Origin of the sequence: Nostoc sp. (assembly GCF_036917555.1) — a bacterium.
Taxonomy (GTDB): domain Bacteria; phylum Cyanobacteriota; class Cyanobacteriia; order Cyanobacteriales; family Nostocaceae; genus Nostoc.
Genome location: NZ_JBALDD010000068.1, coordinates 115,457 through 129,599, shown reverse-complemented (window position 1 = coordinate 129,599; position 14,143 = coordinate 115,457). Strand labels below are relative to the sequence as shown.

Here is a 14,143-nt window from a genome sequence, read left to right as displayed (position 1 = left end):
TTACAAGTTATATCTGAAAAACAATTGTCATTGTATATATTTGATAAGTTAAGTTTATTACTCGTACAAGAATTAAATTAAAATAAACATTATCCAGTATTTTTACCTTTCATTACGGAAAGCAGACAGCGTAAACTGTAGCAGAAGTATTAGCCAAAACTATTGTAGCTAAGAGACAATGAGCGAAACTAGCCCCAGACGAATTGTAATTGGGGATGTGCATGGACACTATGAAGGTTTAATGACATTATTGGAGGCGATCGCCCCCACGTCAGAAGATCGAGTCTATTTTCTGGGAGACTTAATTGATCGCGGACCTCATAGCGCACAAGTAGTTAATTTTGTCAAGCAAAATAACTACTCATGTTTGTTGGGAAATCATGAGCAGATGTTACTAAACATTCTGACGAATGAAAGGACTTCCTCCTCGACCATGCAAGCATGGCTGTTTGGTGGAGGGCAAGCTACCGTGGCCAGTTACCAAGAGGCTCCAATTCCTGATGACCATCTGGATTGGTTAAAAGCTTTGCCTACATACCTTGACTTAGGGGATATTTGGTTAACTCATGCTGGTGTTGACCCTTGCAAGTCGGTGACAGAACAAACTGCCGATGAACTGTGCTGGATACGAGAGGAATTTCACAGCATTGAAAAACCCTACTTTCCAGATAAACAAATTATCATCGGTCACACCATTACCTTTACCCTGCCGGGTGTTTCTCCTGGTAAACTGGCACAAGGAAAGGGATGGCTAGACATAGATACTGGCGCTTATCATCCCCGAAGTGGCTGGTTGACTGGACTAGATGTCACAAATCAGTTGGTTTATCAAGTTAATATCTTTAAAAACCATATCCGTACCCTGCCTTTAGAAGAGGTTGTAATTACCGTTGATCCAGCCAAAATTAAAGTTGATCGCCGTAATAAGAATTGAGCAATATTTGAAATGAGGGGGATAAATCAATTCAAAATTCACGCATTCAAAATTAAAGAACTTCTGCCTCCTGCCTCCTCTTTCCCAATTCCCTCAAGACTTCGCTAAGGGTCGAATATTAGCTTTATAACTAGCTTTATCCAAGCCAGATTTTCCATTACTAGGTTGAGAGTTAATTGCACGTCTAAGGGCATCAATGCGATCGCTGGTTCCGGGGTGTGTACTCAAAAATGTTGGAGTAGAACCACCCTTTTTCAGCAACTTTTGCATAAAAGAAACCATTGCTGACTGGGCATAACCAGTACGTGTCAAAGTTCGTAGTCCTCTTTGATCGGCTTCAAATTCGTTTTTACGACTGCGTGGTAAGTCTCGCGCTAACTGTACACCAATTTGCACTGCGGTACTTCGATCTAAGCCAGCCGCTGTTAATAGACCACTTTCAAGGGCTTTTTGCTGCATCTGCTTGACTACGTGTTTCCCGGCAATGTGACCAATTTCATGGGCGAGTACACTTGCCAGTTCTGCTTCATTGTCTGCAGTTTTCAGCAAACCCGTGTGGACATATACATAGCCACCCAAGGTCGCAAAGGCGTTAATAGCGTTATCCTCAACTATCTGGAAAGTATAGGGAAGATCGGGGCGATCGCTATTCGTTGCTAAACGCCGACCAACTTGTTCTACATAACGATTCACTTCGGGATTGCGGTAAAGTCGGACTTGACTGCCGACCAATTCCTGATTAATCTGCTTACCAAGATCAACTTCTTGATTAGGAGATATATTAGAAAGCTGAAATGCCTGAACTCCTTGGAGTAGAAGAGGTAAGAAATCTAAAGTTCTTCCAGGCAAGGGTGTACTCAGGCACAGACTCAGGGCGACTACCACTGAAATTAGGGGATAAAACCAGCGACGCCGCCATACACGGTAATTTGCAGCAAAACCTTTCCAATTGAACATAATACGCTGTGAAGATTATTTTGGAAGAACATAAAATGAGGGGACAAATTATGAGACGGATTTAGAGTATTCTAAGTTGCATTCTTAACTCAAGACCAAAGGAGTTGTCATACAGATAATCTTGATGCAAATCTACCGAATTACGGAAGGCTAGGGATTCTCTCTAGAGATAGGCTTAAACACTAGATTTTACTTTCTAGGTGCGTCAGTATTAACTGGTAAAAGTTTAAGGGTTAGCTGCCGTGCCTCGTAAATTACGAACTCGTGATCAACTGTTGCATAACCGCAACCCCGAATACTTTGAGTTATTACCAAATCGGGAAAATTACCGTTTCCATCGAAAACTTCTTGCTACAATCCATTACTTCGCTATTACCTGGAAAACTTTTTATGGCTATTTTAGATTCAAAAGGTCGCTTGTTTGGCAAAATCAATCTCCTAGATTTAGGTGCGGCGCTGGTAATTCTGCTAGTTATCTTTGGCATCTTTGTTTTTCCTGGCACTTCTGGTTCTGTTGCCCAAGTTGGTGCGAAAACAGTACCCATAGAAGTAGACTTAGTAGTTCGTGGCTTGAATGTACGTGACCCGGAAAAATTAATCGACAATGGTTTAAAAAAGGGTGAAAAAACTAATGTAATTATCCGAAATCAACCATACGGACAGATTGAAATTAAATCTATTCAACAGCTACCTAGAACAATCAATGTTTTCCAACCGGATGGTACTGTTAAAGAACTGCCAGATCCAAAAAGAAACAATTATAGTGCAGATTTTCTTTTAACTTTAGATGGTAAAGCCCAAGTTACAGAAAGTGGGCCAGTTTTGGGTAACAGTAAAGTGAAAATTGGGATGCCATTTGAGTTAGAAGGCTTTAACTACAACTTCAATGCAACTGTCATTGATATCAGATTGAAAGACAAATAGTATTATCACTTTTGTTGATAATATTTTCTCTAACAATCTTATTAAACATCTGGTGAAAAAGAATGTAGAGACGCGTTAGCGCAGCGGGGCAAAGCCCAGTCCAATTTTGCGTCTCTACTACTCATGTTAATTAAGCAAAGGCAAAAATTTGCGAATTAACCCGATTGTTACTGCTGGCAATTCCAACTGTGGTGTTAATCCGACATCTTCCAACTGTTGAAAAAATCGGATTGCTTGAGGATTGATTTCAGCAAGGCGGCGACCAATTGAGGGGCCTGTAAATTCTGACTTTTGTCCCCAAATAATGGCGGTGGGAGTGGTTAATTGTTGAATGTAAAGGGATAAATCAAAGCACAAATCGCCACGAACAAAAGACAGTGCTGCATACTCAGCATTAGGCTGTTGGGCGGATTCTAGATAAGCATCTACAATTTCCTGGTAGACTCGATTGGATTGAGCAAATTGCCGTTGTTCTAAGAAGCCGCGAATGCCGCCACTAGTAGCAACTCCAGTGCTGTAAAGTAAACGATCGACAATGGGAACACTAACTAACTGAGCAAAAAAACTACGGGAGTAGTCTTCGCCAAAGTCAGAAAGTCCGGCGGGGGTGGTAAGAATTAAAGACTTGAATAAATCAGGACGATCTGCTGCTACCCGAATTGTAAATGCTGCGGTCAAAGAAGAAGCGATCGCTGTTACTGGCCCATTACAAATCTGCTCAAAAAACTCCCGAATTGTGGTCAAATAATCCTCAATTTTATAACTCTGTGCTGGATGTTCAGACCTACCCCAACCGAGCAAATCTGGCGCAATAACCTGATATTCAGCTGCAAAAGCCGGATAAACTTTCGACCACTCATAAGCAGAAGACCCACCACCAAAGCCGTGCAGGAATACCAAAGTTTCCTGATCGTCTTTGGCAGTCACATCGTCCGGCCAAGGCGCTCCAGCAGCAGTATAATATACCATTCTACCTAGTGAGGTATCTATAGAGCGTTGTTCAAATCCTAATGGTTGAAACATAAGTCTTTTGTTGTTAACTGTAGTGATTCGTTGGTACAAGTAAGACAAGATACCTGGGAGTCAGGCACACAAAGAGAAGATTTGATAATTTCTCCGCCTCCCCTTTAGTCACCCTAGATGTTTACCACATTCAGTGCTGAGTAAATTAAAAAGCACTTAATACTTGTGTACTTAGTAAAAGCAACGTCTCTTGTAGGTAGTCTTTTAACTCAGCACTCTTCATGTGTTTAGTTCAAACTCCCCACTCATTGTTATTATCAGCGAACCAATCACTCTCAGACTTCTCGCCATCGTCAGATTAAGTAGATATAAAATTACTGGATTACTTGTAAAGATTTGGTGCTTTTTTTCATAAGAATAAAGTGACTTAACGTTGAAATTACTGTTTTATAAGGGTTTTTCATAGTAGCGACGATCACTCCAGCGTGAATCCAGCATAAGTTTTTATGGTAGTCTATCAAAAAACCCATAAATAATTTTGAGTGTCAACATGTTAACAATAGTTAAAACGCTTATTAAAATAAGCTGTTAATTCTACTTATATTGTAGAAACAACAACCTTTAATGTATAACTAATCTGATTATTATCTAAGTAATGGTAAGGTGGAATGTCATGGTAAAACAGGCTACTCTTCAATCAAATAAACTACCAACGATTGAAGACGCTAAATTTGCGCTTGACAACTTTAATATACAAAACGAAATTAAAGCTTCAGCTAGGCGGGGTCAGGTCGAGCCAGTTCTTGATGCTGCCAGATTTACTGTACCTACTTGTATTTGTTTAGATTTAGAAGATTTGAAGTGTTTTGAAGCAGTAGAGCGCCAATATGAACGTTGGGGAGTCATTTTTCACAATTCTCTAGCAATACAGCCATCAAATCCAGCATTTCCAACCTATTCAGGGCTAATAGTCTTAATGGGAGCGCCCAAAAGCGGATTTTTAGAAGCTAGTTTCTTGCGTCCAGTTAATTCGGTTAGCGCCTTTGTTACTAGTTCGCAACGGCTAGTGCTTTCCGCCTATGATCGCGATCAGCAACTACTCGCTCAAACTGCACTACCAGGCTCTAATCTTGCCAATTCAGACTCGCCAATTTCCCCCAATACCTTATTATCTATAAATGTGAATAACATTTACAGCGTTACCTTCTGTACTTTTGATGGGCAATTCACCCTTGATAACTTTCGTTTTTGTCTTTAACTAAGACTTACCGGAGAAAGGCAGAGGGCAGGAGGCAGGAGGCAGAAGGTTTTAGAAAATAATTCTTCCCTCTTCCAAAAGGGTCTGAGAGCAACTAAATTTATTTATGAAAAACAAAAAAATATGTATTTCGAGACGCATAGCGGATATTTACAGCGTCCTTGCTAAATCCCCTGAATTTATTTATGGGGATTCCTTCTGCCGACGCTCGCAGACTCGCTAACGCTGCGCTATCCTGCCTTCTCCCTCCTGCCTCCTTAAAATACAAGATACCCTTGCTCTGAGCGATTGAAAATGGTATCTTATTTGCGCTGTGCTGTATTAGTCTACTATCCGTCTATAAAATCGGGCATTTTGTGATTTGAGCCTTCATCCTTCCTTGATCCATAGTAAAACTTATACAATAGGTAATTTCGTAATCAAGTAGGTAAACACTGTGGCACAGGCTTCGTCTTCTTGGCAGCAATTGATCAACCAAATCCTCAACTGGAACTGGTCGCTTCCAAAATTCAAGACAAAGGGAGCCATAAAGCAGCAAACATTTAAACGTTTCTCTGGCCCTGGGGGCTTTCTTGGGTTCCTGACAATTATCATTGCCATGTTGTTGTGGAACTGGAAACTGCTACTGGCTCTTTTAATTGGCATTGGAGTAATGGTATTGGTTTACTCAATGCAGGAGTGGGACTGGCAATTGCGCTGGTCAAAAATACGTAATTTCTTAAACAGTTCAAATCGTCGGTTAGCTTTAGCAGTCATCAGTGGTGGTATTGCTACTGTCAGCACTTACATGGCAGCGGCAATATGGGTTGACTCTCACAGTCACTGGATTGCTGCTGGTGCGATTGTGCAAGGTGTGGGAACCCTATTAACTTTAATTTTATTGGGATGGCAAATTGTCAACTTCTATGAAAATCCAGAAGAAGACCACCTCGATTGCTTGTTGGTGAATTTAACAGAGAAAGATCCATTGAAGCGGTTGATTGCCCTACATCAACTAACTAAATTGATCAGTCGTAAGCGAGTTGATTCTTCAGTGCAGCAAGATGTTGTCCAATGCTTGCAACTCCTACTCAGTCGAGAGGAAGAAGTTGTAGTGCGAGAGGCAGCTTTTAAGAGTTTACAAGCCTGCGATCGCCTACAAGTCCTACCCCCCAAAATAGCAGTACCTTTCGTACCCGTATCAGCAAAAGTCAAACACCACGTTTATTAGTTATTTGTCATTAGTCATTTGCAAATGACCAATGACTAGTGACTAATGACAAATAACTATTTTCGAGACAGCTTTCCATTGCGAACTTGCACTACCGGATGATTGCACCGTCGTACCAATTGTTCATCGTGGGTGGTAACAATTACTGTAGCCCCAAAGGAATTTAACTTCTGGAGAATCTGGATCACTTGCCAGGAATTATCTAGATCGAGATTTCCAGTCGGCTCATCTGCCAACAGTAGGGGTGGTGTACCAACGATCGCACGGGCAATACTCACCCGTTGCTGCTCTCCTCCAGACAGTTGATCTGGAAAGCAGTCAGCTTTACTCAGCAAACCTACCAGCTTTAAGGTTGGTTCTAAACGTCGTTGAATTTCTTTACGGGTATACCCTTGAGCTTGCAGCACAAAAGTGACATTTTCTGCTACTGTTCGTTGGGTAATGAGTTTATAGTCTTGAAACACAATACCAATCCGTCGCCGCAATAATGACAAGCGATCGCCCCGCAAATCCGCTACATTACATTCATCAACAATTACTTCTCCCTGTGTAGGCAACTCCTGGCCATACAGCAGTTTCAAGAGCGTTGATTTACCAGAACCACTTGGCCCTGTGATAAACAGAAATTCTCCCTTTTTTACCTCAAGGTTTGCATTCAATAAGGCGTGAGTGCCGTTAACATAAGTCTTGCTTACAGATTGCAATTGTACTTTTGTAGTAGTATTGCTACCGTGCTGTTGAGTTTTACTGTCCTCTCTATGAACTGATTTGTCTGTCTTAACTTGAGTTGTTAATACTGGCATTGTTAAATTTTCCTCATACCCACAACCAAACAGTTTGTCTGCTTAGATGTGACATTCTCCCCAAAATAAGGATTCCCAGGTTTCGCCTAGGAATTTAAAATTCAACAAAGAAAATTTAAAATTTTTTGAAGACTTTAATACTAACTAAGTAAGAACACCCAGAATTGGGCATTGGGCATTGGACACGGGGACAGTCTTACACAGAGATAGTATTTGATCTTTTTTTGCGTCGTCACGTCTCCTCATCCCCATGCCCTATGCCCCACTCTTAACTAATTGCACCCCTTGCTGTCAAACGATAAACAAACGCTTTCACAGCAAACGCTGGCAAAGCCAACATCCGCCGCCAGCGCCAAGGTTCTTGATAAAGGCGATACAACCATTCCAAATTATTATTTCCTAACCAGGCGGGAGCGCGAGTTTTAGTTCCCGACCAAATATCAAAACTGCCACCAACGCCAATCCAAATTGCTTGAGGACACAAATGGCGGTTTTCGGCAATCCATAACTCTTGACGCGGTACCCCCAAACCGACAAAAATCACTTGTGGCTGCAATTGAGCCAGAGTTTGTCGCAATTGTGCTTCTTCTTCTGGGGAATGGTAGCCTGAGTGAGTGCCGACTATACTCAAATCTGGAATTCGCTGCTGCCAAAAATCTGCTGCATTTGCCGCTACTCCAGGCGCTCCTCCATAGAAAAATATCTTAGCCCCTGTCTTCTGTTGCCCAAGTGCTTGCAAAAGTTTTTCTGCTAATTCAATCCCTGGAAAACGCTGCACTTTTTGCCATAATAGCCACCGTAAATACAGAACAACCCCGGCTCCATCTGGAATCACGAGTTCAGCATTTTTAATCACTTGAGCTAATAATTGATTTCGCTCTGCCTGCATAGTCATTTCTGCATTGAGCGTTACGACATGGGTTCCTCTGCCTGTGTGCAGGCATTCTAACAACCAGTCTGGATAGTCAGCCATCACATGAACTGGTATTCCCAACACTGAAAATGCTTGATTGCCGTTAGACATAGCCTATTCTTAAGTAATACTCACACCAGATTTTGCATGAATGCTAAGTTTATCAAATTTTTTTATATTAGAACTTAGGCAAAAGAGATTCCCCTTTGCCCTGCAACGAGAGAAAGCATAATTAAACTAAATAGAGATAAGAGTGAACAAGAATGTATATACGTAGCATTGCTACGTATATATAAGGGTTTTAGGTAACACATAAGTAGGGCAGTGTGAATATTTATCGTTAGGATGAGGCAGGAGGCAGGAGGCAGGAGGCAGGAGGTAAGAGGGTTTCAGTTTATTTAATTTTTCTTAACATAGTTTTGTTTTTCCACACCGTTCTACTTAATTAATTTCACTCCTCTGTCTATTAATCTTGGGCGCTTGTGCTTGGGCTGAACCAGTCCAACTTTGATTGTTAAAGTGTAATATTCACTCACTATAAAACGCTCAAATCGCAACTCTGGTTCCGGGAATAGAAGCCTCCACTATACTGCTTGCAGCTAGTGTGGGAGTATGTCACGAAACTCGACTTTATGGTTATAGTGTAACGGGCTGAAGTTGGCTATGAGTAAAATTCGTATCGCTCTGATTGAAGATCATGACCTAACTCGTGTGGGTATTCGCACAGCACTACAGCAAAAGAATGAAATTGAAGTTGTAGGTGAAGCTGCCAATGCTGTTGATGGTCTAAAAATGTTAAAAATGCTACAACCAGATATTGCGATTGTGGATATTGGTTTACCAGATAAAGATGGCATTGAGTTAACACGGGAGGTAAAATCTACTACTAATGGACAGCAGCTACTTACAAAAGTGTTAATTTTGACGCTGCGGGATAACAAAGAAGCGGTGTTGGCAGCTTTTGCCGCTGGTGCAGACTCTTACTGTATGAAAGATATCAAATTTGATAATTTGCTGGAAGCAGTGCGAGTAACTTACAATGGCAACGCCTGGATCGATCCAGCGATCGCTCGGATTGTATTACAACAAGCGCAACAAAATCCTCAAAAGTTGGAATCGGCTTTGGTCGATTCTAAGACTATTGCTCCTAACTCAGATTCTTTTGAAAATTTGGAAGAAATTCCACCTTACACCCTGACAGAAAGGGAATTGGAAGTGTTACAGTTGATTGTCGAAGGTTGTAGTAATGCAGTAATTGCAGAAAGACTTTACATCACAGTTGGCACTGTTAAAACTCACGTTCGCAATATTTTGAATAAGCTATGTGCCGATGACCGTACCCAAGCAGCAGTCCGCGCCTTGCGTTCTGGGTTAGTTGGTTAAATTTAATTTTGGTGTGGATCAATTGAGGAGAATCAAGGGAAACTCACGACTTTGAAAATATAACTTTTCAAAGTGAATAGCTTTTCTAATTTTCTCTTATTTATTAGGTGGGATAAACATCATACTATCTCGCCATTCAAATATATAAAAACAAAAGTCAAATATGGCTGAGATTGGTACGGACAAACTTAAGCTCATGGTGGTAGATGATGAGCCAGATAACCTAGATTTACTCTACCGCACTTTCAGGCGAGATTTTCAAGTATATAAAGCTAATCATGCCTTTGGTGCTCTGGAAATCTTGGATCAATTTGGTGAAATGGCGGTAATTATTTCTGACCAAAGAATGCCAGAAATGAATGGGACTGAATTTTTTAGTCGCACCGTAGAGCGCTTTCCAGACACGATTCGGATTTTGTTAACTGGTTTTACTGATGTCGAAGATTTGGTAGATGCGATTAACTCTGGTCAGGTATTCAAGTACATTACCAAACCCTGGAATCCAGAACGGCTCAGAGGCTTAGTTGAGCAAGCCACTGATACATATCGTCTAGTAAAGAAGCGCACCCAAGAGTTGCGTCGGGCCCTACGGCGAGAATCTTTGTTTAATGCGGTAACAACAGCAATTCGGGAATCTTTAGACTACGATAGTATGCTGCAAAAGATTGTAGCAACTCTTGGACAAACATTTGAAGCTACCAGTTGCTTGCTCAAACCAGTAGAGGGTGATCGCCTTACACAAGACGAGTTTTTCTACCGCGATCCGAAATCTGATGTATCAGATTGCTTCTTCGACTCCAGTGTTTTAATAGAAAAAGTGCTGGAAACCCGGCATTATCAACTTGCTCAAGATATATATAACGGTAATCCTAGTCACCACCTAGTTGTGCCACTTAGCTACCATCAGCATCTGTTGGCTGTGCTGACCCTCCACCAATGGGGACGCGATCGCTCTTGGGAAGACGAAGACATCCAACTAATTGCAGGTGTTGCCGAACAAGCAGCCTTAGCCCTCTCTCAAGCAAAACTCTACCAACGCCTCCAAGAAAAGCAACAGCAAATTCACACTGAGTTAGAGGTGGCTCGCCAAATTCAATACAACCTGCTACGCCAAAGTTTACCTGATATTAAAGGTGTGAAGGTACAAGCTTGCTGCTATCCCGCGCGCGAAGTAGGAGGCGATTTTTTTGAAGTTTTTGTCCATCCTAAAGGCGACTTGTGGTTGGCAGTGGGTGACGTTTCTGGCAAGGGCGTCCCAGCAGCTTTATTTATGGCTAGTATTATTTCAGTTTTGCGCCGAGAATTATCTCAAGAGACACCAGCAGAGCCGAATGTGGTCATGCAGAACCTCAACCATGCTCTCAGTGAAGATTTAATTAGCAACAATTATTTTGTCACTCTTGTGTTAGCTTGTTATACCCCTAGCACTAAGGAACTGGTCTACACTAATGCCGGTCATATCTATCCGCTTTTATGGTCAGGTTGCTCGGCTTTAGCCGAAAATCCCAATTACCTGAAAGTTCGCAGCGTTCCTTTGGGGATTTTGCCTAAATGGCAGGCACAGTCTGGTCGCTTGGTTCTCGCTGCTGGAGACACATTGTTACTAGCCAGCGATGGCATTACAGAAGCAATGGTATCAAATAATCCTGATTCAACAGTAAAAACTGAGGCTGGGGTTGAGTCAGTGAACCGTTCGATGCTGAATCAAGATGGTCTTTGGCAACTCTTACAACAAGAGCAACAACCACTTTCTCTTAACCATTTACTAGCTCGCATCCAGGCAGATAATCACGTTCAAGAAGACGATCAAACTATACTTTCACTGGAGATTTTGTAAATCATGAAAAGTGAGCTTCATGTACCAAGCGACTTGAATTTTCTGAATATTGTTGAAAACTGGTTGTTGGGATGTTTGAAAATTCAGCTAGGGGAATCTGTGGATTGGTCGCGGCAATCAAGTCGTTTGAGACTGGCTTTAGTGGAAGCCTACTCTAATGCAGTCCGTCATGCCCACAAGGATCAACCAAATTTACCCATCTTACTACGTTTAGAAGTGAAAGACCGGGATTTTGCCCTAGAAATTTGGGATTACGGTGAAGGCTTTGATATGTCTAACTACTACGCTCCAAACCCGATGGAAAAGCAAGAAGGTGGTTATGGTTGGCTGATTATGAATCGTCTCATGGATAAAGTAGATTACAAGTTGCAGGTTGATGGTGCCAACTGCCTGAAGTTAGAAGCTACTTTACCCGAATTAGTCCAATAGACAAAAGTTACTATTTTTCAAGTCATGCTATTTATGAGGAAGAATTCCGAATTCCGAATTCAGGAGCCAGAATAAAGCCATGAATCCTGTGTGACTGGGTGATAAATATTGGTTTAAAAATTTGCCCTTTGTAGTTATTTACTACTTACTTTTCACGACGTAAAGAAAGTAACTCTTTGGGGGAAGCTAAAAGTTTGATTCTAGTATATAGAATTTGCCGTTGTTGGTTGAGGATAAATAGCCACAAGACATTGACACTACACCACGAAGTTTGTGCTTTGCCTGTTACCTGGACTTGGATATCTCCATTTTCTAAAGTCTCGGCTATTCCTGTGTTCGGGTAAGCTTTAATGTTTTGACCTTCTTGGTTTAAGTAGGCTGCGATCCCATCTGTCCCTACAATATCAGATTCAAATGGCGGACGCATCACACCATCTACCGAAAACAAGGCAGCAGTTGCCTCAAATTCTCCTGCATTTAAGGTTTCAAAATAACGCAGTACGCTTGGTTCTGTAATTCCCTCAATCTGGAATTCTTCTTTAAACTGCGCTGGCGATATAAATTCAGCAGAGGTCATAAAATTACCTGTATTATGCTATCTGAATATTAATTTCAATACAAAAATAAGTAAAAAAAAAGCTGCTGTTGAGATAGATTGCTACATATTAATAAATCTTCCTAACGATAGAAGTCTTGAACTGCTATGCAGTTTAAGACAGGCTATATATCAGATAAGTAACAAATCTTAATTCAAGCTATTGGCTACATAATGTATAATCAAAACGCCTTTATTTGGGCAAAATCCAGATAAAAAATGAATCAGTATTCTGTAACGAGCAGCAGTCTGGTGAAAGAAAAAGCCAGCGAGTTGGGCTTTCACAAAGTTGGAATTACTGCTGTAGATCGGGTAAATGCCACAGAAGCGCAGAGGTTGCAAGCATGGATTGAACTAGGTTATCACGCTGATATGAAATGGATGGCTAATCCAAAGCGTCAGGATATCCGCTTAGTGATGCCAGAGGTGCGATCGCTAGTGTGTGTAGCGCTGAATTACTACACACCACATCAACGTCCTGAAAGTGAGGAATACGCCAAAATTTCCCGTTATGGTTGGGGAAAGGATTATCACAAAGTGATGCATAGAAAACTCAAGCAGCTATCTATATGGCTAAAATCACTTGATGCAGGCGTATTAGCTCTTTATTATGCAGATACTGGCCCAGTGCAAGATAAAGTATTGGCTCAACAAGCTGGAATTGGTTGGATTGCCAAGAATGGTAATGTGATTACACGGGAATATGGCTCTTGGGTATTTTTGGGAGAAGTGTTGACCAATTTAGAATTAGAGAGCGATCACCCACACACAGAACACTGCGGTAGCTGTACTCGTTGTCTTCAAGCTTGTCCCACAGGTGCAATTACTCAGCCTTTTGTTGTCGATGCTAATCGTTGCATTGCTTATCATACAATTGAAAATCGTGACAAGGAATTGCCAAAGACAATCGCACCTCATTTGCAAGGCTGGGTTGCTGGTTGCGATATTTGCCAAGATGTTTGTCCTTGGAATCAACGTTTTGCCCAAACAACTGATATTGCAGAGTTTCAGCCTTATCCTGGGAATATTGCTCCCCACCTGCTAGAATTAGCCCAAATCTCAGATCAGGAGTGGGATAAACGTTTTCCAGCATCTGCCTTGCGGCGGATTAAGCCAGAAATGTTACGACGCAACGCCCTAGCTAATCTTGACGCATCCAGGCACAAGAATGACCCAGAAAGTAATTATTTTTGATTTTGATGGCACTATTGCTGATACAGTAGATGCCCTTGTAAGTATTGCTAATCGTTTAGCTGGAGACTTTGGTTATAGACAAATAAGCCCAGAACAATTAGCCTTCCTCAAGAACTTAACATCTAGGGAAATCATTAAATACTCAGGAGTTTCTTTATTTAAGATACCTTTTCTGGTTAAAAAAGTTAAAGGGGAATTAAAAAACAAAATACCAGAATTAAAGCCAATTCCGGGAATTAAGGAAGCATTAACAGAACTCCAAAATCAAGGATATAAACTGGGTATTATCACTTCTAATTCTAAAGAAAATGTTACACGATTCCTTACAATCAATGATTTAAATCACCTATTTGATTTTATCTACTCAGGAATTACAATTTTTGGCAAAACAACTATCATCAATAATGTCTTGAGGCAAAAGCAACTCAAACCTCAAGAGGTTATTTATGTTGGAGATGAAACTAGAGATATAGAAGCATCAAAAAAAGCAAATATCCAAGTGATTGCAGTCACTTGGGGCTTTAACTCAGCGGAAGTACTAGCCAAACAAAATCCAGATTATTTAATTCAGCAACCTAGCGAACTACTAGAAGTGATGAATAGTCGTTAATTAATAGTCAAAAGTCGATAGTTATTATTTCAAAAATTGACAATTTATGAAAATAGTAGAATGGGCAATGTCTACCAATGCGGATAATTTAAATCATTTTATTTTGTGACATTGCCCATCTTCCAAAATAGTT

The 14,143-nt window shown here is 41.0% G+C and carries 14 protein-coding genes; 9 read left to right on the top strand and 5 right to left on the bottom strand.

Annotated features, from left to right (window positions below):
• The first annotated feature begins 178 nt into the window (after positions 1-178).
• Positions 179-934, top strand: coding sequence for a metallophosphoesterase family protein (locus V7K60_RS27515; RefSeq protein ID WP_334930254.1), 756 nt, complete (start codon positions 179-181; stop codon positions 932-934).
• Between the two features lie 93 nt (positions 935-1,027).
• On the opposite strand, the gene V7K60_RS27510 is transcribed toward V7K60_RS27515, so the two are convergent.
• Positions 1,028-1,891 carry a M48 family metallopeptidase gene (locus V7K60_RS27510; protein WP_334930252.1) on the bottom strand — a complete coding sequence of 288 codons (864 nt, stop codon included), beginning with the start codon at positions 1,889-1,891 and terminating at the stop codon, positions 1,028-1,030.
• 390 nt (positions 1,892-2,281) lie between these two features.
• Here V7K60_RS27510 and V7K60_RS27505 point away from each other — a divergent pair, with 390 nt between their 5' ends.
• Positions 2,282-2,815: a DUF4330 domain-containing protein gene (locus tag V7K60_RS27505; RefSeq protein WP_334853999.1), complete on the top strand. Its 534-nt coding sequence runs from the start codon at positions 2,282-2,284 to the stop codon at positions 2,813-2,815.
• Between the two features lie 126 nt (positions 2,816-2,941).
• Here V7K60_RS27505 and V7K60_RS27500 read toward each other — a convergent pair whose 3' ends face one another.
• A complete protein-coding gene (locus V7K60_RS27500) occupies positions 2,942-3,838 on the bottom strand; it encodes an alpha/beta fold hydrolase (RefSeq protein ID WP_334930250.1) in 897 nt (298 codons plus the stop codon).
• Between the two features lie 613 nt (positions 3,839-4,451).
• Between V7K60_RS27500 and V7K60_RS27495 the strand changes: the two genes are divergently transcribed.
• Both V7K60_RS27495 and V7K60_RS27490 read left to right on the top strand, forming a co-directional pair.
• Complete coding sequence (locus V7K60_RS27495) at positions 4,452-5,036, top strand: hypothetical protein (protein ID WP_334930248.1); 585 nt, start codon at positions 4,452-4,454, stop codon at positions 5,034-5,036.
• A gap of 436 nt (positions 5,037-5,472) precedes the next feature.
• Positions 5,473-6,246 carry an armadillo-type fold-containing protein gene (locus V7K60_RS27490; RefSeq protein ID WP_334930246.1) on the top strand — a complete coding sequence of 258 codons (774 nt, stop codon included), beginning with the start codon at positions 5,473-5,475 and terminating at the stop codon, positions 6,244-6,246.
• A gap of 56 nt (positions 6,247-6,302) precedes the next feature.
• On the opposite strand, the gene ftsE is transcribed toward V7K60_RS27490, so the two are convergent.
• Both ftsE and V7K60_RS27480 read right to left on the bottom strand, forming a co-directional pair.
• Complete coding sequence (gene ftsE / locus V7K60_RS27485; protein ID WP_334930244.1) at positions 6,303-7,049, bottom strand: cell division ATP-binding protein FtsE; 747 nt, start codon at positions 7,047-7,049, stop codon at positions 6,303-6,305.
• Between the two features lie 268 nt (positions 7,050-7,317).
• Complete coding sequence (locus tag V7K60_RS27480; RefSeq protein ID WP_334930242.1) at positions 7,318-8,073, bottom strand: WecB/TagA/CpsF family glycosyltransferase; 756 nt, start codon at positions 8,071-8,073, stop codon at positions 7,318-7,320.
• Between the two features lie 552 nt (positions 8,074-8,625).
• Between V7K60_RS27480 and V7K60_RS27475 the strand changes: the two genes are divergently transcribed.
• From V7K60_RS27475 to V7K60_RS27465, 3 genes are all read left to right on the top strand, one after another.
• Positions 8,626-9,345, top strand: coding sequence for a response regulator transcription factor (locus tag V7K60_RS27475; protein ID WP_334930240.1), 720 nt, complete (start codon positions 8,626-8,628; stop codon positions 9,343-9,345).
• Positions 9,346-9,508: 163 nt separating this feature from the next.
• Positions 9,509-11,182: a SpoIIE family protein phosphatase gene (locus V7K60_RS27470; protein WP_334930238.1), complete on the top strand. Its 1,674-nt coding sequence runs from the start codon at positions 9,509-9,511 to the stop codon at positions 11,180-11,182.
• 3 nt (positions 11,183-11,185) lie between these two features.
• Positions 11,186-11,611 carry an ATP-binding protein gene (locus tag V7K60_RS27465; RefSeq protein ID WP_334930236.1) on the top strand — a complete coding sequence of 142 codons (426 nt, stop codon included), beginning with the start codon at positions 11,186-11,188 and terminating at the stop codon, positions 11,609-11,611.
• 145 nt (positions 11,612-11,756) lie between these two features.
• On the opposite strand, the gene V7K60_RS27460 is transcribed toward V7K60_RS27465, so the two are convergent.
• Positions 11,757-12,188, bottom strand: a complete 432-nt coding sequence (locus V7K60_RS27460) for a ketosteroid isomerase family protein (RefSeq protein ID WP_334930234.1) — start codon at positions 12,186-12,188, stop codon at positions 11,757-11,759.
• Positions 12,189-12,425: 237 nt separating this feature from the next.
• On the opposite strand from V7K60_RS27460, the gene queG reads away from it, so the two are divergent.
• Together queG and V7K60_RS27450 are read left to right on the top strand one after the other, a co-directional pair.
• On the top strand, positions 12,426-13,400 hold the full coding sequence (queG, locus tag V7K60_RS27455) for a tRNA epoxyqueuosine(34) reductase QueG (RefSeq protein WP_334930232.1): 975 nt from the start codon (positions 12,426-12,428) through the stop codon (positions 13,398-13,400).
• A complete protein-coding gene (locus tag V7K60_RS27450) occupies positions 13,375-14,010 on the top strand; it encodes an HAD-IA family hydrolase (protein WP_334930230.1) in 636 nt (211 codons plus the stop codon). Before queG ends, V7K60_RS27450 begins: the two co-directional genes overlap by 26 nt.
• The last annotated feature ends 133 nt before the right edge of the window (positions 14,011-14,143 follow it).